A 19,486-nucleotide genomic window follows, 5' to 3' on the forward strand; every position below is an offset into this window, starting at 1 on the left:
GAGCGGAAGATATTGGGCTATACAACCGGCACAACTGCTCAAAATTTGAGCAGCCAATCAGATTAGAAAAGTCGCGTAAACCCAAAACTTCGGAGTTATTGCCTAAAATTTAGGCTAAATCGACCCGAAAACTATTATGCCATTCGAGTGCGGAGGCCCTATTGAGGGGGCGTCGTGACACTTTTTTCAACAGCGTGCTATAGTGAAATCATTTCAGAATACACACGCTCTGCCCAACGATGAATAGAGTCTTGCTCCAAAAGCATCTTACTTTCTGAGAGCATTCGTTGATGGGGAATACGCCTATAACTAACACCAAATACATTATCAAGCAACGCAGTTGGCCAGGCCAGCGAAAGCTTCAGCAACCGCTTCTCTAACTCGCAAATCTGATGTCTCCAGTCAAAGAGTATGGCCGGCTGCTTCAGCAAAAGTGTTGACAAACTATTTCTGTTGTCTGAGGTATCCACTTCGAGCAACGCATAGGTTGCGCCACCGTGACATATGAGATGGAATGCCATGCAACGTGGATTTCCATCTGCGAGTAGATACTTTGAATATCCTTCCATCCTGGGAAGCTTCCGTATTTCCTTTCCAACATGATGGCAATTGGGCATTGCAGCTAACTTGGTAACCATCGCCTCAAATGCTTCAAACTTGTCGGCATACAAGTGCGTATCGGCACTTTGATCATCCACCCCGTCATAGTCAGCCGGGGACAAACAGCCCTTCACAGTTGCATCGTTGGTACTAACCTCTGAACTAACAGCAGGTGTTGATGATTCGTTGATATCCGTTCGACCGCCTATAGCAGTCCCTTTCCTTTTACCGCCTCTCGTAGTGAAAAAGGGATTTCTAAACTCAAATGCAACCATAGCGGTTTCAATTCGCTGCTCGGCTTTATCCAAGTCAGGTTCTTGCTCATCATCAACGATGACATCCAAGGAAGATGACTGGCCTGACCGAACCACATGCTCCTGCCCTTGTTGCCGTTCGGTGTATCGTGGGTCAAAGAAATCAACATAGGCCGGGCAATTACAAAATAGATTGGATACGCCGTACACTTCATAAACGAAAAACACATTGGAATTCTGATCGAAATGACCACGAATGGTCAGCTCAGCACCCTCCAGTAATGGAGGATTAAACTGAAAACGCCATAAATGGTATTTTTCAGTATCATAACCCTCCTTCACTTGGAACCGAGCAATACTTTCAAATGACTGTCGTGCATCATCATCCAATAGAATCCAAGCTAATGTTCTCCTAAGTGCATAATCGGCTCTTGCATAAAGGGGAAAAGTGCAGGTCGGTAAAATATTGATCAGCGCTTTATTTAACTTACTCATGCACTGAATATCAAACTCCTCCAAAAGCCCGTTTTGATTCATAGAAAGACGTGCAATATAAGCATGATGGAAAAATAAAACCCGGGCAAGTTCTAGTTGCGGCAAGTAATACCTTGTCCCTTTATGCTCAAATACAAAGCACCACTGATTCGAGTCGCCAGCCCTATTTACTGCAGAAATAGGACAAGTTTTAATCAATTCTGCTTTCCAATTGCGAGTACTCGTCACTGCAATGCGGGACAGAAAACCGGCAGGTTGAAGTTCTTCCGTTGGATTAAGTACTCTGCGCCTAGCCAATACGGGGATCTGCGATATACTGAAATACAGCTTCTTTTGATTCGGCGCCAATTTTATATTTATATACCAATCCGCACTATTCAGGCGGCGAAACAGGGAGCCAATTTCTTTAATCGTACTGTTATCTGCAAGATCTTTGAACTTCATCCGCTAAATTTCCAATTCTTCCAAATACTTTTTTGCAGAATCTGCCAGCCTCTCTTCACTCAAGTTTGCGGCTCTGAGTAGCCGCCATCGTGGTGGCACGTCAAATTGTTTTCTAAGCGCACGATAAGCATTTTTTAGCCTACGGATTTGGTATTGCTCTACACTCTCAGAGTGAGTTACCAGAAACTTCTGGGAAAGTGGCATTCGATGCAGGTTTTTTTCAATCGTCGATTTGCTGCCGATCATTCGTAGGTAATAGGCTCTTGAGCGCCTTGGCCCGGCCTGATCGGATTTCATTAACTTAGCGCACTGAAGAAGCATATCCAGGTATTCCCGATCCCTCTCTCCCCAGTTCAGGCGACCAATTCTGCGCAAGACATGTCCATCAATGTGACGTCTGCTATTCACTCCTTGTAGCCAGTCGCGGTGTCTTCGATAGAGCCTGGCATATAACGCTGGCGAGACTACTCTGGCCTGCTTGGGTAAGTAAGACTTTAAATGATGAAGCCAATCCTCCTGATCAATAGAGAGGCCCTGATCTTCATCCTTGCCAGTCTGAATTTGTGAATGCAGATCCTCCACCGGATATTGGCGGACTTTTTCTAGAACCTCGACTATCTGAAAGTTATTGCCGAGAAAAGCATAATTTACAATGATATGCTCCAAGTAACTGAAGCCCTTTCTGTGCTTCCGAAACATCGCCCGAAGCCAATCAGATTCACCGTAGCCTGAAACACCCGATGCAAGGTTATTGCGAGCCAGCCAGGCTGCAGACCAAGCTTGCAAAATCATTTCGCTAACAGCGTGGTGATTAATCTGTGCATCCCCGCGAGAAAGACCATTTAAGTGCGCTAAACTCTGATAATAGTGAGTCCATTGAGAAAAAGCTGGGGATGGTTGATTGGGACATTTAAGTAATTGCCGTACTTGATCACCAATCCGAGCTGACTCGACATTTCCTGCACTTTGCTTTACCAAGAGGCACTTCTCAGGTGATGCCGCCACAAACCGATGACGGTCTTGCAGAGGCCGCGCTATATGCGAATCGATCAAACGACCATGCTCCGGGCAAGCCTCAACGCCCGAGACTTGCCACTCTCGCAACCAAAAATACTCTCCATACTGTCTAAGTTGTACCCTTAAGCAACCTGGGCAATAGCGAATGAAACGTGGGATCTTAATTCTTGAAGCTACGACTCCCAGCGCTAGATGTACCGCACCATGCGATTTCCCCAGCATCCATTTAATACACTGCAGGCGCCGAGCCTCGGGTACAAATGGCGAGTAAATTGGAAATAACGTGTGATGGTCTATTAGCCTTTCTGGGTTGAATGCATCGGGCAACCAATTAGCGACAATTGAGAGATGGTTCGGAAAATCCAACGTAGCGATAACACTGCGGGACGAAAATATTTCATCCAGTAGCTGTTTCGGACTAGTCAGACCATACCGGATACCCGCTCTGGCTAGGGTGCTATATAACAATTCTTCGGGATAAGGCAGTGGAAAACTCAACGCCGCAATTACCCAAGAGCATTAATCCAAAGTTTTGTATCAAGAAACAGCCCAGCCTTGTTTAGCGATGTGTGTAGCTCTTCTTCATTGGCTGCCTGGGAAAAAAGAAAACGAAGATCATGCGAATCCAGCGTGTGCCAAACTTCCTTTTTCACAGCAGTCGCTTTAAACGTAGAAATTGTCGGCTTTTCTTCTTTGGCACCCTGGTACCAATTGAGGATCAACGGCATCAAATCCTTCATCACCAAATTAGGATGATCCGTAAAAGCACGACTAATTAATGGCTCAAGCAAATCTGACTCATACCCCATATCAACAAGCATATTGTGTAAACGAATGGCTTGCTCATTTCCTCGATACTTGCACGTACCATCCAGACTTCCCTGTTTGGCACGTAGTAAGTTGCCAAGCTCCAGGATTTTTTTATCAATATCGGGGATCGTAAGGTCCGAATAGCGAGCAATTTTTGTCACGTCCCCTGATCGTAAGGCATCCATCATGGGATGAATGGGTTTCAATTCATCTTGGTATACCCTTTTCATCAATATCGGCGTAATACACTCAACACCGGTTACCACGGCACGGATCTGAGACAAAACAAATAGCTTGATGACAACATCCATAATGCCCTGGGAAAGGTCATACCAAGTTTCACAGATCTCACCTGAAATCTCTGTTGATGCCTTGGTAAGCCATTGATACTTCCACAATCGACTGGTGAAAGCCCCCCATTCGGTACGTAATATATCTGCATCGGGAGATGGCTTGCTCAATGGCTCCCACAAGATAGATCCGAAGCCAGCACCGCGACGGGCTGATCTCAGATCTGATTCAAAGATGGGTCTGGCTTTTGGTGTTCCTACCATAACAACTGGAATTGAGATTTCGTTTACCAGCGTGACAAAGAAGTTGAGCATTCGCTCTGCGCCGCCCGAGTGCCGGACGTTCAAGTGTTGAATTTCATCTATTACCAAAAGACCAATCGCATGGGTATTAGCTATATGGGCCATCACCGCAAGAAGCGTTTCTACGCTATGCCGCTTCTCGACATACCGGCGCACATAATTGGTTGCCAGTACCGAGTCAATTTCTCGGAAGAAGTTATGGCATAAGCTCTTTAGAGATCCATCGTGCGGGCAGTCAATTTTCAAAAAGACAATCTGGGTGAAGTTATAGCGTTCGTGATAAATCAATTGAGGATAGGTTGCCAGAATACGATTTAATGAACTTGTTTTTCCTGATCCCGAGCAGCCAATGAAAGCTAAGCTTTTGGCGGTAGATTCCACATGTTCAAATCGGAAAACCCCAAGATCTCCCTGCATGACCCGCTCATAGCCATTCTGGATATGAGCATTCAATTCACCGGTAGCCAGATTTCTGCCTATATAACCTTGCCGGAGCATGATCGACAACTTGGACTCCAGTTCGATATGGCGTGACAGCGGCTGAAAGAAACCATCCAAGAGTTGGGAAATGACGTGAATTCGTGTCTGGCCATCAAGGTAAATATCCGTTGGGCGAATTGCAATCTGGCCGGATAAGCCCTCCCGTAGTTGATGCCGATCTAGAATGGGAGGTAGCGCCTCAATTAACGGATTTCCATGATATCGACTGATCCCTGTGTCCTTGTATACCGCGTGAACCATTCCCTTTGGTAATGTCATTCGCGCTCTCCGAACAGGTCGTCAAGAAAATCTGGGAATGCACCGTCTTCTGGTGGTGTATGCAGGTATGTAATGCTAGCTTTTTGGGACTTCGGCTCAAGCTGCGCTGTATTTTGGCGCTGTTGCCGTTCGAGTTTGCGCGCCTCTTGTCGGTTCTTCCCAATTCCTGAAAGTGCCTCGGTCTTGGATTCACCCAGATGGGCAGGGCGAAGCTTCTCTGCGTTACAAATGGTTGTCTGAATTAAATTTTCCAGCGCCCTTTTGCTTTCACCTGCCTGCAACTTGGCGGAAGCCGTTGTTTTTCGTTGCTGCTGCTGGCTCTCCCAGACTTCCCATAGGGATTTACCTCGGTATCCCCGCGAACGATCCGTCAATGAACATTCCCAGTATTCAGACTTGTTCGGATCAGGAAAGAAATATATTCGATCAGCGATGGCGGGATCATAAGCCGCTTTAAATGGCCCCGGCCGTCGCTGCCCAGCGCGGTGCAACCAGCCGGATGCAAGTAACTCGCTACTTGTGTAATACACTCCGAAGCATTGGATGCCATGATCAGAGAGAGTCACCTTTTGACGTGGCAGCAAGGCAACTTTTAAGGCGAGCTCCGAAGCATTTCTCAAGCGCCCACTACGATGTTGGATGCCCCAACGCCAGATATGAATCGGTATAGCGGGGAGAGTATCCGGCATATCCGGATCTCGATCATATTTCGCCAGTACGGAACTCAGATTACGGTGCAAAATGGAGCCCAAAATGACTTTGGTAAAGTCATCCAGTGTTAATGTTGCATCCAGTCGGTAATCATTCCCCCCGCGTTTTTTTGCCGTGCTTCCAGTCACCACGCCTGGCGAAAAAGGCTTGAAATCCGCCTGGATCGTGCGAAAGTAACGCTCAACAATGCCCTTTGCGTCACCGCGATACGGTGGGGTGTTCTCAATTCGGACCCCGAACGCTTGCTCCAGGTATTCGATTTGGTGTCCCAGTAGCTCTCCCCGGTCGGCAAGTATTGCATCAGGCAGCCCGATAGCAGGCCATTCCTCTGGTTCTATGCTGTAACCATATGATTGACATAGTTTTGTCTTGTCGGTCATCGCATTGATCAGGGCCAACATGGCGGTTACATAGGATGGGTTTTCAAGTCCTACATAAAATCCGCATACCAGCCGGCTGTATACATCGACAACAATGTACAAAGTCGGGCGACCAATGATCTTTTGCCTGTCGGCCGATAACAGATAGATATCCGCTACGGTAGCGTCAATCTCATATCGCCCTCCAGGCCCATGCACATTGGAGGTTGCCGTGCTCCGCAGAGGGCGGACGTCTTTCTGGTAATCAATTCTGTTGGCTTTTAGTCGAATGCGTTCTGGCCGCACGTACTCCCGTTCGTAGAAATGCCGCAGTTGGGCGACAGTAGGGAAGTCTGCTTTTGCCACATCGGAATGGGCCGCTTCATACATATCCTCGAAACGACGATGCGCATACGGTAGAGAATGACCATTTTCGATCAGGTAGTATCGATCAAGCACAATGCGAAACATGCGCTCAATCGTTGCATCGACTCTTGCACCATTTCCTGGGGCAATGCTTCTAGGCCGCCCCAATTTCTTCCCGGTACCGGTACGTGGCTTACCTCTCCCACCCGAATTTTCATAATCTGGAAGCAAGGCATTCGGAGTACACCCGCGTTGCCAGTATTGGCGGAGATAGGCATAGATGGTCTTTTTAGGAATACCGTTGTCTTGGGTAGCCTGTAAGACCAACGCCCCACGGCCCTTCCGTTGGTAGATGCCAGGGTGGCGAATCAAGTCTTTAATCGCCTCTACTCGCTTATCTCGGATTTGCCTCGCAATTGAACCCTCAGCAGGCAGTACAGTAGCGAGGTGCTTGTAAGGATCTTCAGCCTTTCTCAGTTCTTCAGAGAGGATTGCTGATTCAACTGCGGAGAGGGAAATGCTTTCGGGAAGAGCAGTATCGGAAAGAATATCAATCCATACATATCCGTCTGCCGTCGTATCCAGAATTCGATACTTTGTCTCGTCATGGATGAACACATCATTGATTTGCAGCATAACGATCCCTCAACGCATGCAGATCTGATGAAGCTCTCAACTCCTGCACGGTCAAGGTTGACCATGGCGTGTAAATGTCGAACAGCAAGATCCGAAGTGCCATCATTGTGCGGATATTTTGCAACGACTCCCCTGGCGCAAGTGCATACGCTTGATCCAACATCATTGCAGCCTGAGAAATTCGCAACGCTTGATTTGTCGAGAAGAACTGCAGGTACAGCGGCGCCAAGTTGAGTAAGTCCTCAAATGCTTCCGAAACAGCTTGAGCTGGATATAGCCAGCTAATATTTGCGCTCACTGCCCTTGGTATTTGCTTCTCGGTCAGCAAGTACCAAGGGATTTCTTTCCCCGCCCAATAGCGACGCTCAATCTCCAGCTTTTCAATTGTTCTTGGGTTGAAAAGATCCGCTGACGTTTTGACCTGAATTGCCATTCGCAGGGCACCCGGAATGCTGGTATCCACAAGGAAATCGGTGGACATCACCTGAATCTTTCCCCTCATCTCCGGATGGCGAATGCCTGCTTGCATAGCTATCTCGTGTGTCTCATCAAGTCTAAGGGGGTATTGCTCTCGGATATCAACAACGTTTGAGTTCCAGTCGAACAGGAAAAACGCCGCTAACTCCAAGTCAGAAAGCAGATGATGTGTTCGCTGAGTCTGAGACCCCCAGATGCGATGAGACCTGCCCATCGAAGGCAGGTCTCTAACCGTTAACCAAGGCTGGTAATCTTTTCCAGTGCCAGTTCCACGCCCCTGCTTTATCCATTTTCGGGAACGGGGATCCAGATCGAAACTGCTCATACTCCACACCTCCAGCCTACATGGCGTAAAGACGCATGAAAAAGTTACCAGATTTATTTTAAGTTACTATCTTTATTTCAAAGTCTCCAACTTTATTTGTATCCCACAGCGTGCCCGATTGCGAATCAGCGGCTACTCTACCGTTACGCTCTTGGCGAGGTTGCGGGGTTTATCGACGTCGGTGCCACGTTGCAGGGCGGTGTGGTAGGCCAAAAGTTGCACCGGGATGGCGTGAACAATCGGGCTGAGCACGCCGGCGTGGCGCGGGGTGCGGATGACGTTGACGCCTTCCGACTCGGTAAAGTGGCTGTCGAGGTCGGTAAACACGAACAGCTCACCACCACGGGCGCGGACTTCCTGCATATTGGATTTGAGCTTTTCCAGCAAGGCATCGTTAGGAGCGATCACGACGATAGGCATGTCTTGATCAACCAACGCCAGCGGGCCATGTTTGAGTTCGCCTGCCGGATAGGCTTCGGCGTGGATGTAGGAAATTTCCTTGAGCTTGAGCGCACCTTCCAGAGCGATCGGGTAATGCAGAACGCGACCAAGGAACAGGGCATGGTGCTTGCTGTAGAAGCGCTCGGCCCACAGTTTGATTTGCGGTTCGAGGTTGAGCGCATGCTGCACGCTGCCGGGGATGAGGCGCAGGGCATCGAGATGCTGCTTTTCCTGGTCAACCGACAGTTGACCCTTGAGCTTGGCCAGCGTTGCTGCCAGCGCAAACAGGGCCACCAGCTGGGTGGTAAAGGCCTTGGTTGACGCTACCCCGATTTCAGCGCCCGCGCGGGTATAGAAGACCAGATTGGACGCGCGCGGCAAGGCGCTTTCGCGCACATTGCAGATCGACAGCGATTTGTCGTGGCCCAGGCTGAAGGCAAATTTGAGTGCCTCCATCGTGTCGAGGGTTTCGCCGGACTGCGAGATGGTGACAACCAGCCAGTTGGGCTTGGCAAAGGTTTCGCTGTAACGGTATTCCGAGGCAATTTCAATCTGGCACGGCAGCTTGGCAATCGATTCGATCCAGTGGCGCGCCACCATGCCGGCATAGTAGCTGGTGCCGCAAGCCAGAATCAGCACCCCTTCGACCTTGGGCAGCACTTCGGCCGCCGCTGCGCCGAACAAGGCGGGCGAGAAGCCTTCTTCCAGTATCGGCTCAATGGTATCGGCCAAGGCTTTGGGCTGTTCGTGGATTTCCTTCTGCATGAAGTGGCTGTATGAGCCCAGCTCCAGCGAGGTCAGCGACAGATCGCTCACATGCAGCTTGCGCTCAACCGGCTGGCGGTTGCGATCGACGATGTGGATCTTATCGTGCCGCACTTCGGCGACATCGCCGTCTTCCAGAAACTGGAAACGACGGGTAACCGACAGAATGGCCGAGATATCGGAGGCGATGAATTGTTCGCCCTCGCCCAGCCCAACCACCAGCGGGCATCCCATGCGGGCACAGGCCAATACGCCGGGCTGATCTTTGGCCATGACGGCGATGGCGTAGGCGCCGGTCAGCTCGGAGGCGACTTGTTGCACCGCCAGGAATAGATCGCCGTTCTGAAGGTAGTAATGGTGAACCAGATGGGCGATGACTTCGGTATCGGTCTGCGAATCAAACTGGTAGCCCAGCTGCCGCAGATATTGGCGTTTCTCTTCGTGGTTTTCGATGATGCCGTTATGCACGACGGCAATCAGCCCCTGTGAGACATGCGGATGGGCATTCGGCTCCGTCACACCGCCGTGCGTCGCCCAACGGGTGTGGCCGATCCCGATTTCGCCTTGCAGGTTTTCAGCCCTGACACCGGCTTCCATTTCTGCCACGCGGCCAACGCGCCGCACCCGCTTGATGTCGCCATTGAGCACGGCAACACCCGCCGAGTCATAACCGCGATACTCAAGGCGCTTCAATCCCTCAACCAGCACAGGCACGATGTCTCTGCGCGCTACTGCTCCCACAATTCCACACATTGGTTTGATCACTCCCTAATCAGACAGATCCATCCTGCCCGGTTGTTCTTGGCTCGACCCGCCTTTTCGGGTGCGGACCTTGTGCGGTCGCAAGGTCGCCGACTTCAGCGGTCCGTCCCACACGTCTTGCAGATTGTGACTAAATGGGGCCCGGCAGGGTGATTGCAAGGCAAGCTCAGCCAGATTTGCCTGGCCTCTCCAAGGGCCCGGCCAAGGTGCGGCAAACGCTCCGCTTACCCTTGCTGCCAGCCAACCTCCGAATCGCGCCGCTCGCCTCTCATCAACTGAGAGCCGGATTTATACCGGCAGTTTCATTCCCGCCAGCTTCCAGAAGAACAGGTTCTCTCGCTTCAAGACCAGCACCAGCGGTTTATCGGTAGCGTGTTTCTTCCGGATGCGCATTTCAAATTGGTCAAACGCGGCATAGCCCGTTGTAATTTCCGTTTCATCCTGCGGCCGGGGGGTGGTTGGATTCTCCCCCTCCCTGTTACCGTGAATCTTCTCGCCGCTCATCAATCGCGCCAGCCCTTCGGGCCGGACGACGGTATCGACCACTTTATCCGCCAGGGCCAGCGCCAGGCTGGAACCCAATACCGCAAGCGGGTTGTCCCGCTTGTCGCGCATCGAGTCTTGCATCAAGGCGCTATATTGTTCTTTGATGCTTGCTCTTAGCAGCGGGAAATTGATATACCCGGATAGTTTGTCAGCATCCCGCGCATTGGCGGCCGACTTGATCGCCTGCAGAGTGAGATAGGGGGCAGCATAAAACCACGCGGCAAAAAGGCCAAAAATCAAAGCAATCAGCAGCTTGCCGTTTTTCTTCATTCATTATCCTTTTTTACTTAATCTGTTTTTAGTGGGCACCTTGTCGCGACGTGCGGTGCGCCCCATCTGGCCAACCGGCCATTTTACCGTACCGCTGCATGGCACTGAATTTGAATGTCACTTATCCCAAATAAAATCTGGTCGAGAAATCCAGTTAAATAATCAAGCGCCAGCAGGTGTGCATTTAATTAGCAAACAAGCAGGTCAACAGCGCCTAAATACTTACAGGGTTTGACAGCTTTTAGACCCCCATACAAATATGGGAATAAAATTGATGGGCTTGGGTTCAACAACCCATTCTTGCCAATCCCCATCCAAACCCTCGATTCTGACGGCCCGACTCGCAACCCCGGCCTCACTCCCAGCCAGAGCAGCGCCTCATGATCTGCCGCCACCAGCCGGGACGTTCCGCCATGTCTGTGCAGACAAGCCAATTTTCTGAAAATTCGAGCCCGATATGATTGAAGACATCCGCTATCTGATTGTGTTTGCGAAAGTTGCAGAAACCGGCTCGTTCTCACGCGCGGCAGAAGCGCTGGCGCTATCGCCGGCCACCATCAGCATGCATCTGGCAAAACTGGAGAAGAATCTGGGCGTCACGCTGTTGTATCGCAACACGCGCAAGTTGTCTCTGACGCACGATGGCGCCAATCTGCTGGAAACCGCCCGCGCCATGCTGGAGCTGTATGAAAAAGGGATCATCGAATTCACGCAGCGGTCGATTTCGACGTCGAACAGCTTGCGGATCTCGATCCCGGCACTGTTTATCAGCCATCACGATTTCATGGCGCAGATCGCCCACTTCATCAGGCACCATCCCGGCCTCAGCATGGATATCGTGTGTAGCGACAACCGCCATAACATCATTGATGAAAGCATTGATGTGGCATTCCGCATCGGTGATCTTCCCGACAGCACACTGAAAGCCAGGCGGCTGTTTGAGTTCCCCCGCGTGGTGGTAGCCAGCCAAGTGTTACTTGATCAGCATCCCGCCATCACCCATCCGCGCGATCTGGCCCACATTCCCTGGCTGGGGTTGAGCATGCGGCCGAATCTGCGCACTTTCACCCATACCGGTGGTGACACTTGCGATGTGAAGTATGTACCGCAAATTCGTGTGGATAACGTCGAAGCCGCTTATCAACTGGCGCGACAGGGCATCGGCCTGGCAGCCCCTCCAACCCAGCTGGCGCAAGCCCATCTCGACGAGGGGAGCATGGTCGCTGTCTTGCCGGAATGGTCACTGGCGCCGATGAAGGTTTATGCAGTGTGGCCACCCAATATCTCGCCCAGCAGCATCGCCTATACCCTGATCAACGCGCTCTATGACGCGCTGAACACGCCTTGAAGCCTTTGGCGCTGTCGATGTTTGCAGTATGTGTTTGATATGAAAACGTCAGCGGCACCTAGGCTCTATTGACATCGGGCGATGCCTCGACCGCTTCAAGGCGCGCCGAGAAACTGGCTGCAGACCAGATAGACAGCCGATGCGATAAGCATGCCCCCCATCAACAGGTTGAAGATTCGTATGCGTTGGTGGTTGCCGAGCAGAACCGAGACCCGATCGCCCAAGATTGCCCAGGCCGCCAGCGAGGCATAGCAAATGAGGAAATACACAGCAATGAACGCCAGCAGGGTGGTATGACTTGCCGGGTCGGTGAATAACGCCGCGCCGGCTGCACAGGCAATCCAGGCTTTGGGATTAAGCCACTGCAGCAGAAAGCCCTGCATGAATGTCGGTACCCCGCGCTTTTCCAGTATGAGGTCGGGTGACGATGCCGCAATCTTGTAACCAACATGGATGATGAATGCCGAGCCGACCAGCTCCATGGCAAGCATGAGTCCGGGGTATCCGCTGATGACCTGCATGAGGGAGAACCCCACAAAAACCAGCAACAGGGTAAATCCGATCGTCGCCCCCGAAACAAAAGGCAGGGTGCGCCAAAAGCCATGATTCGCCCCCGCAGAGACGATCACCATATTCACGGGTCCAGGTGAAATGGACATGGTCAGCGAAAACACACACATGGCCATCAGAAGAGACATCATGCTTTTTCTCCGGGCAGAGTTTGCAGAATTAATTTAGTTTAATAATATTTATTTAATGGTTTAAATAACCATACAGGCCATATTGATTGAATGGATCAGCGTAACAAACCAAGGCTGCCCGTGAGGCTATTCACAGTTTTTTTATCGCCAAATAATGCCAGGCCAAAGTATTCGATATCCTCATCGGCCGCTAACACTGCCGCATATTCCTGATAAGACTTGGTGGTGCGGGTTGCGCTGATCAGATCCACCACCAGCAGAGCCGGCTCGAACGCCTTGAGCTGACTGCGCATACGCTTAAGCAAAGGGCCATTGCCTTTGAGTATTGGCAGCGCCATGGTGGTAATGCCCTGATGCAGAAATCCGCTGGAATCGGGTAAATCGGCACCAATCATTTCTGGCCGCAATTTACCCAGGGTGGCCGCCAATACTGCTGTGGTATTGGCAATGGTACCTAAAGGCATGGACTCATCGACAATCACGACACATTTATTTTCCATTTCGTTTTCCTTGTGGTGTATGGGGTATTTCAGGATGAAATGAATTCTATGTCGGTCGATTTGGATTGAGAATGCCAGATTCTCGAAATAAACCTTTCAATAAATCATCAAACGCAAAAAGGCAAGGCAGCTAAAAATCAAATACTTACCCACAACAACCCCGCATGCTGATGGCGATTGTTTGAAAAATACCCGCCTCCCTGGCAGTGATTTCCTCTATTGATTGATCAATCCACCGAGACGCTTTACGCCACCACCTATTCGCACAGCCGTCAGCCTGGTGGCGGTTCAAGCCAGTGCCCGCAGCATGGCAACGACGCCTGCTACACCCTGATCAGCGAATAATCTTATATACCTTCCGCCTCGACGGCAGATCCTTAGGCTCGTACTCTGCCCGGCCTGCCTGTCAATTTTTCGACACATCACGCCACCTGACACGAAAAATCCCGCAAGTCACCTTTTCGTTGCCACATTTCAGAGCGAAACAATTAATAGGTTGATTTCATTTGCAATTCCCTAATCTCTCACTAGGCATTCAATGTTCCATTCATTTTAAAAACCACATCATTAAGCACTCCTTCACTCCGCCATATCACCCAACATATCGTCGAACAACCTGCCATGCCACACCAAGCAAGGCTTGCAAGCGCCACACTTTCGCAGTGACAAATCAACAAGTTAACCTGATTCTCATAGAAACATCCCTACCCTATCTGTAACCTTGCGCAACCAAAAATTGCTTGAAATTACCCACAACTTATTAATCAAAACTACACCAACAGCTGAATTTTTACAGTCTGTTAAAAACCCGCATTATTCGCGAAAATCTTATGCTCACGGCATTGCCCATTTGTTTGAACAGGCGATATTATGCATTCCACATAATTAATGAATTCCTGCTGGCTCAGCCAGGCCGGTCATGGCTTAAACCGCATGATCCTGCAGGTTGTCAGCGATTACTCATACCGCCATGCGGACGGTCGTGTCCGGCGGTTTCCCGATCTGATGTGCTTTAGGAGAGCATGATGAAATATCCGAACTGCCACGCGTTAGCCCTGATGGCTGTCGCTGTCGCCTCCAGCTTTGCCGCTTACGCCGTCGAGGCCCCGACCCCAGCCTCGATCACCCCGGTCACTGAAGCGCTGTTGCACAGCACCCAGCGTTCTGAAACCCGCACCGATCCGAAGCCAATGCAAGACCCGACGTTCCAGCCACCGGTCCGCATGTTTGCTGATGCCAACTGTGATGTCGCCGCCTTTGCCCGTGCCGATACCGCAGGGCTGGCCAAGATGATCACCTCGTCTACCACCAGCTGCATGAACCAGCTGTTCGGCGTCACCGGCAGCAACGCCCAGGCCATTTTCAAGGAAGCCAAGCTGGTTGCCGCGCTGGATGAACTGACCCGTCTTGCCCCGCGTTATGACGGCACCAACAAGGAAGGCATCTATCAGGTAGTGATGTTCCTGCGCGCTGGGTATTACGTGCAGTGGTACAACAAGAAGGATGTTGGTGATTACGGCGCAGCCGCCAAGGCAGCGCAGCAACGTGCGCTGGATGCCTTCTTCGCCAACAAGGCCATCTGGACGATCAGCAAGGAAAACGGCGACATCCTCGGCGAAACCGTCACCCTGATCGATAGCGCCGGCGAAAATGCCCGCTTTATGCCCGTCATCAAAGAAATGCTGAGAACCTTTGGTGCCGAGCAGCGCAAGGTCAGCTCAGTGCGCAATGCTTATAACAATGCGTTTACGGTGTACTTCCGTGGCCACCAGAATGCCGACTTCAAGGCTTTGATGAAGGCCGATGGCAGTTATGCCACCGCTGTGTTCGATTTCTACCGCCGCAATCTCAATATGCGCGGTACGGGAGACGAATTCATGCTCGCCAACGCTGCGCGTGAGCTGGCCCGCTTCCTGCAATATCCGGAGCGTAAGGCCGAAGTCCAGCCGATGGTTCGCACCATGATCACCGACAATGCCTTGGGTGGCAGCGGGGCCAGCATCTGGATGGCCGCTGTGGATGGTGCCAACTATTACGACAAGGACAATTGCAGCTACTACGGCACCTGTAACTACAAGGCCGATCTGGCTGCCAAGATTCTGCCGATTACCCACAAGTGCGGCCCAACCCTGACGATTCGCGCCCAGGAAATGACCGCCGAGCAATTGGCCGGTGCCTGCGCCGACCTCGCTGCCGAAGAAAAGCTGTTCCATTACGGCACCTTCGGCAATACCGACCCACTGGCCAGCACTCCGGTACCGAACGACAACAATACCGCGCTCGAAGTGGTCGTTTTTGACGATTACAACAACTACAACACCTACGCCGGCCCGCTGTTCGGTATCAGCACCAACAACGGTGGTATGTATCTCGAAGGGAATCCGGCCAAGCCAGGCAATCAGGCTCGCTTCATCGCGCACGAAGCCCAGTGGAAACGTCCGCTGTTTGAAGTGTGGAACCTCAAGCACGAATACATTCACTACCTTGATGGCCGTTACAACGCAGAAGGGGACTTCGGCAAGAGCCAGAGTGTGGCCATGGTCTGGTGGGGTGAGGGTGTCGCCGAGTACTACTCCTACCAGAACAACAATACAGGGGCGGTCAACGAAGCACGCAAAGGTACCTACAGCCTGAGTACCCTGTTCAAGACCACTTACGCCAATGCCGATAGCAACCGCATCTACGCCTGGGGCTATCTGGCCGTGCGTTATATGCACGAGCGGCAGCGGCCCTTTGTCGAAAACATGCTGCTGGCTACCCGACGCGGCGATTTCGCTGGCTACCAGAAGATGATCAACGATCTGGGCACCAGTCTGGATGCAGACTTTGCCGCATGGCTGAAGACCGTCGCAACCGGCGGGGAATTTGCCGGTGGCAAACCTTCCAACGGTGGCGGCGGTAACAACACCAATACCGCCCCCCTGGTTACCGGTCTCAGCGATGTCAAGGTGAATGTCGGCCAGACCATTCCTGTGCTGAACTTCACCGTCAGCGATAAAGAGACCGCTGCCGATCAGCTCAAGGTCAACGTCCAGATCAACAACACCAACCTGATTCCGGCCTCGGGCATGGTCCTTGGTGGAACAGGCAGCCAGCGCACCCTCACGCTACTGCCCAATGCCAAGGCAACAGGCGAAGCCGTGGTGACCGTCGTGGTCAGCGACGGCAAGCTCACCAGCCAGCAGTCGATCAAAGTCACCATTGGTAGCGGTACCAGCAGCAACACCGCACCCAAGATCGCCGGTTTGCGTGACATCAATGCCTCGGCAGGTCAGGCCGCATCGCTCAATTTCACGGTCAGCGATGCCGAAACCGCAGCCGGCCAGCTCAAAGTCAGTGTCGCGTCGTCCAATACGGGCCTGATTCCGACCGATGCCCTGATTCTGGGCGGCAGCAACGAACAACGCACCCTGACCATCAAACCCGCTGCCGGAAAAACAGGCGAAGGCATGGTGACCGTTTCGGTGTCCGATGGCTCGCTCACCTCGCAATCCAGCTTCAAGGTCACGGTCGCCGGGACTGGCGGTGTCAACACCGCACCGAAGTTTGGTGGTTTGCGTGATGTCTCCGTCACCGCCGGTCAGACTGGCACGCTGAACTTCACGGTGTCCGATCAGGAAACCCCTGCGGAAAAACTGGCGGTCTTTGCTGTGTCGTCCGACCCGAGCATCCTGCCCCCCGGCGCGCTCGAAATCAGCGGCAAGGGCACAGAACGTACGCTGAGCCTGAAACCGGTCGGCGGTAAAGGCGGCGAGGTGAATGTCCTGATGGGAGTCTTTGATGGCGAACTGTTCACACAGGGCATGTTCAACGTCAAAGTCAGCGCCGCCACCGGCAATACTGCGCCGCGCATCGTGGGCCTGAAGGACATCAATGCCAGCGCTGGGACGGCCACCACCGAAATGTTCGGCGTACTGGATCAGGAAACCCCGTCGTCCAAACTCAAGGTGACCGCCACCGCAGCCGATAGCAATCTGATCCCGGCGGATGGCCTGGTCTTGACGGGTACGGACGCCGCTCGTGTCCTCACCGTGAAACCCGCAGCAGGCAAAACCGGTGAAACCACGGTCACAGTCACGGTTGATGATGGTCAGCTCAGCACCAAGTCGGACATCAAGGTCAAAGTAGCTGGCGAAACCGGTGATAGCTGCCCGAAAGACCGTAAAGACGCCCTGGCTGATGGCTGCACCCGCAGCAATATCGCCAGCAACGGTTCAAGCTGGTACTGGTTGTGGGTTCCCAAAGGTGTACAGAAGCTGACCATCAACACCAGCGGTGGTAGCGGTGATGTTGATCTGTACGTGAAAAGCCAGAATTGGCCCTCTGAAACCAAGTTTGATGGCAAATCCACCAACGCGGGCAACGAGGAGTCGGTGGTACTGGATAATCCAACCGCAAGCAATGGCGAGTACTACCACATCATGATGCGTGCCAAACAGCCGTATTCGGGTGTATCCATCAACGCCAAGTTCAACTGAGCCTACCGGGGTTAACCTTTCCGGCAGACGTTGATAACAAAGGCCACCTTGGCAACAAGGTGGCCTTTGGCATAACCAGGTTCTGTTGACGTCAGGTTTGCGGTCGCGCCAGGCCCCAAAACTCGGCCCGGCGCGACCGGAAATAAAATGTCAACAGCGCCTAGTCGGGCATACCGTTTGTCACCACCAGATCGCGCAAAATCAACCGGCTATAGGTTTCCTGGGCGCCGGCCGTCTCGCGTAGCGCCTCCACCACCCGCACCAGATCCTGCTGATCGGCACAGGCAACCCTGAGCAGATAATCGAAAGTGCCCGTCAGTAACTGCGCGCCGAGCACGCCAGGGATAAGCTTGAGCATGGACTCAAACTGGGTCGCACTAACACCCGGCCGCAGTTTGACATCTACCAGCGCCTGTAAAGGCCAGCCCAGCGCCGCGAGATCCAGATCCGCATGAAAGCCCCGAATAGCCCCAGCCAGCTGCAAGCGCCTAACCCTTTCAGCGACCGCATTCGCGCTCAAATGAACTTGCTCACCCAGCTCACGGTAGCTCAGGCGGGCATCTTTGGTCAGCCTGCCAAGGATTTCTCTGTCAATTCTATCCATGACCGTATATTTCTCTGCCTCATTGCCAAATCAGACGCAATTACTAAGAAAAATCAAGCTGGCACGTCGCTATACTGCCTAGCCAAAATCCACTATAGACGGCGATAGCCCAAGCCGTCGCCGATCGGAGATTCCACATGCACAAACCCAAGCTCCCCCGCACATTCGCCCCTCTGCTGTGCGCCCTCGCAGTCAGCGCAGCATCCGCAGCCGAGCCCGCTCCCAGCCTCAACGCCGAAGTTCGGCAGACTGTCATCCAGCAATTGTCGGCAAGACTTCGCACAGATTATGTGTTTCCCAAAGTGGCCGAAGCCATGATCGCCAGCCTGCAGACCGAAAGCCGTCAGGGGCGCTTCGATGCGATGACCGAAGGGCCGGCCTTTGCTGACTCGCTCACCCAATCCTTGCAGGCGGTTAGCCAGGACAAACACTTGCGCGTGCGCTTTCATGCCCAGCCCCAGCCCGAGCGCCAGGACGCAGCGGTGCCTACGCCCGTCGAGCTGGCCGAACAAGCCAGGCAGAACCGGCGCAGCAATCACGGTGTTTCAAAGGTGGAACGCCTGACCGGCAACATCGGCTATCTGAAGCTGGATGCCTTCGTCACCGCATCAGATAGCGCACGCGAAACCGCTGCCGCCACGATGAACCTGCTGGCCAATACTGACGCACTGATCATCGACTTGCGGGAAAACGGTGGCGGCGACCCGGAGATGGTGCAGTTATGGTGCTCTTATCTGTTCGGCCCGACGCCCGTGCATCTGAATGACCTCTACTTCCGCATCCCCGATCGCACCGAAGCGTTCTGGACCTTGAAAGACGTGGCTGGCAAACGTTACCTCGACAAGCCGGTCTGGGTGCTGACCGCCAAGCGGACTTTTTCAGGTGCGGAGGAATTCAGCTACAACCTGAAAAACCTCAAGCGCGCCACGCTGGTTGGCGAATCGACGGGTGGCGGCGCCCACCCCGGCGATGTCGTGCGCCTCCACCCACACTTCTCGGCTTTTATTGCCAATGGTCGTGCCATCAATCCGATCACCGGCAGCAATTGGGAGGGGACTGGCGTCAAACCGGACATCGCAGTACCTGCAGCCGACGCGTTGCGGACGGCCCATAGACTGACGCTGGAGCAACTGGCGAAGTCCGCTCAAGACTCGCAGCTACGCCAAGAGGCCCAAACGGCGCTGCAAGCGCTCGACAAAGCCCGCAGCTAACAGCCTGTCGGACT

Annotated in this window: 14 protein-coding genes and 1 pseudogene; 4 read left to right on the plus strand and 11 right to left on the minus strand. The window is 52.7% G+C overall.

Annotated elements, in window-relative coordinates; genetic code table 11:
• Positions 1-197: 197 nt before the first annotated feature.
• From PZA18_RS03220 to PZA18_RS03250, 8 genes and pseudogenes are all read right to left on the minus strand, one after another.
• Positions 198-1,793 carry a Tn7-like element transposition protein TnsE gene (locus tag PZA18_RS03220; RefSeq protein ID WP_284099349.1) on the minus strand — a complete coding sequence of 532 codons (1,596 nt, stop codon included), beginning with the start codon at positions 1,791-1,793 and terminating at the stop codon, positions 198-200.
• A gap of 3 nt (positions 1,794-1,796) precedes the next feature.
• Positions 1,797-2,771: a TnsD family Tn7-like transposition protein gene (locus tag PZA18_RS03225; protein ID WP_284099350.1), complete on the minus strand. Its 975-nt coding sequence runs from the start codon at positions 2,769-2,771 to the stop codon at positions 1,797-1,799.
• An 87-nt stretch (positions 2,772-2,858) separates the two neighbouring features.
• Positions 2,859-3,308, minus strand: a pseudogene (locus tag PZA18_RS25445) (TniQ family protein); the annotation flags it as partial.
• An 8-nt stretch (positions 3,309-3,316) separates the two neighbouring features.
• The gene (locus PZA18_RS03230; RefSeq protein WP_284099351.1) at positions 3,317-4,972 is read right to left on the minus strand and encodes an AAA family ATPase; all 1,656 of its coding nucleotides are present in this window, start codon (positions 4,970-4,972) and stop codon (positions 3,317-3,319) included.
• A complete protein-coding gene (locus PZA18_RS03235) occupies positions 4,969-7,044 on the minus strand; it encodes a Mu transposase C-terminal domain-containing protein (protein ID WP_284099352.1) in 2,076 nt (691 codons plus the stop codon). The genes PZA18_RS03230 and PZA18_RS03235 overlap by 4 nt, the downstream gene beginning before the upstream one ends.
• The gene (locus PZA18_RS03240; protein WP_284099353.1) at positions 7,028-7,846 is read right to left on the minus strand and encodes a TnsA endonuclease N-terminal domain-containing protein; all 819 of its coding nucleotides are present in this window, start codon (positions 7,844-7,846) and stop codon (positions 7,028-7,030) included. The genes PZA18_RS03235 and PZA18_RS03240 overlap by 17 nt, the downstream gene beginning before the upstream one ends.
• Positions 7,847-7,978: 132 nt before the next feature.
• On the minus strand, positions 7,979-9,805 hold the full coding sequence (gene glmS / locus PZA18_RS03245) for a glutamine--fructose-6-phosphate transaminase (isomerizing) (protein ID WP_284099354.1): 1,827 nt from the start codon (positions 9,803-9,805) through the stop codon (positions 7,979-7,981).
• A 297-nt stretch (positions 9,806-10,102) separates the two neighbouring features.
• Entirely contained in the window at positions 10,103-10,630 is a 528-nt protein-coding gene (locus PZA18_RS03250; RefSeq protein ID WP_284099355.1) for a DUF2939 domain-containing protein, read from the minus strand.
• A gap of 457 nt (positions 10,631-11,087) precedes the next feature.
• On the opposite strand from PZA18_RS03250, the gene PZA18_RS03255 reads away from it, so the two are divergent.
• On the plus strand, positions 11,088-11,978 hold the full coding sequence (locus tag PZA18_RS03255; protein WP_284099356.1) for a LysR family transcriptional regulator: 891 nt from the start codon (positions 11,088-11,090) through the stop codon (positions 11,976-11,978).
• A gap of 95 nt (positions 11,979-12,073) precedes the next feature.
• Here PZA18_RS03255 and PZA18_RS03260 read toward each other — a convergent pair whose 3' ends face one another.
• Together PZA18_RS03260 and PZA18_RS03265 are read right to left on the minus strand one after the other, a co-directional pair.
• A complete protein-coding gene (locus tag PZA18_RS03260) occupies positions 12,074-12,652 on the minus strand; it encodes a LysE family translocator (protein ID WP_284099357.1) in 579 nt (192 codons plus the stop codon).
• Positions 12,653-12,774: 122 nt separating this feature from the next.
• The gene (locus PZA18_RS03265; RefSeq protein ID WP_284099358.1) at positions 12,775-13,179 is read right to left on the minus strand and encodes a DUF2000 domain-containing protein; all 405 of its coding nucleotides are present in this window, start codon (positions 13,177-13,179) and stop codon (positions 12,775-12,777) included.
• Positions 13,180-13,398: 219 nt separating this feature from the next.
• Between PZA18_RS03265 and PZA18_RS03270 the strand changes: the two genes are divergently transcribed.
• Together PZA18_RS03270 and PZA18_RS03275 are read left to right on the plus strand one after the other, a co-directional pair.
• Positions 13,399-13,524 (plus strand): hypothetical protein, encoded by a 126-nt coding sequence (locus PZA18_RS03270; protein WP_284099359.1) that lies wholly within the window; start codon positions 13,399-13,401, stop codon positions 13,522-13,524.
• Positions 13,525-14,201: 677 nt separating this feature from the next.
• Complete coding sequence (locus tag PZA18_RS03275) at positions 14,202-17,657, plus strand: M9 family metallopeptidase (RefSeq protein ID WP_284099360.1); 3,456 nt, start codon at positions 14,202-14,204, stop codon at positions 17,655-17,657.
• 160 nt (positions 17,658-17,817) lie between these two features.
• Here PZA18_RS03275 and PZA18_RS03280 read toward each other — a convergent pair whose 3' ends face one another.
• Positions 17,818-18,261 carry an Lrp/AsnC family transcriptional regulator gene (locus tag PZA18_RS03280; protein ID WP_284099361.1) on the minus strand — a complete coding sequence of 148 codons (444 nt, stop codon included), beginning with the start codon at positions 18,259-18,261 and terminating at the stop codon, positions 17,818-17,820.
• A gap of 137 nt (positions 18,262-18,398) precedes the next feature.
• Here PZA18_RS03280 and PZA18_RS03285 point away from each other — a divergent pair, with 137 nt between their 5' ends.
• On the plus strand, positions 18,399-19,472 hold the full coding sequence (locus PZA18_RS03285) for a S41 family peptidase (protein WP_284099362.1): 1,074 nt from the start codon (positions 18,399-18,401) through the stop codon (positions 19,470-19,472).
• Positions 19,473-19,486 lie beyond the last annotated feature (14 nt).

This window comes from Parachitinimonas caeni, from assembly GCF_030129945.1.
Taxonomy (GTDB): domain Bacteria; phylum Pseudomonadota; class Gammaproteobacteria; order Burkholderiales; family Chitinimonadaceae; genus Parachitinimonas; species Parachitinimonas caeni.

Excerpts from the sequence above, each read along its gene's own strand:
- PZA18_RS03220 (WP_284099349.1), bottom strand. The coding sequence starts at position 1,793 with ATGAAGTTCAAAGATCTTGCAGATAACAGTACGATTAAAGAAATTGGC.
- PZA18_RS03230 (WP_284099351.1), bottom strand. The coding sequence starts at position 4,972 with ATGACATTACCAAAGGGAATGGTTCACGCGGTATACAAGGACACAGGG.
- PZA18_RS03235 (WP_284099352.1), bottom strand. The coding sequence starts at position 7,044 with ATGCTGCAAATCAATGATGTGTTCATCCATGACGAGACAAAGTATCGA.
- PZA18_RS03240 (WP_284099353.1), bottom strand. The coding sequence starts at position 7,846 with ATGAGCAGTTTCGATCTGGATCCCCGTTCCCGAAAATGGATAAAGCAG.
- glmS (WP_284099354.1), bottom strand. The coding sequence starts at position 9,805 with ATGTGTGGAATTGTGGGAGCAGTAGCGCGCAGAGACATCGTGCCTGTG.
- PZA18_RS03250 (WP_284099355.1), bottom strand. The coding sequence starts at position 10,630 with ATGAAGAAAAACGGCAAGCTGCTGATTGCTTTGATTTTTGGCCTTTTT.
- PZA18_RS03255 (WP_284099356.1), top strand. The coding sequence starts at position 11,088 with ATGATTGAAGACATCCGCTATCTGATTGTGTTTGCGAAAGTTGCAGAA.
- PZA18_RS03265 (WP_284099358.1), bottom strand. The coding sequence starts at position 13,179 with ATGGAAAATAAATGTGTCGTGATTGTCGATGAGTCCATGCCTTTAGGT.
- PZA18_RS03275 (WP_284099360.1), top strand. The coding sequence starts at position 14,202 with ATGATGAAATATCCGAACTGCCACGCGTTAGCCCTGATGGCTGTCGCT.
- PZA18_RS03280 (WP_284099361.1), bottom strand. The coding sequence starts at position 18,261 with ATGGATAGAATTGACAGAGAAATCCTTGGCAGGCTGACCAAAGATGCC.
- PZA18_RS03285 (WP_284099362.1), top strand. The coding sequence starts at position 18,399 with ATGCACAAACCCAAGCTCCCCCGCACATTCGCCCCTCTGCTGTGCGCC.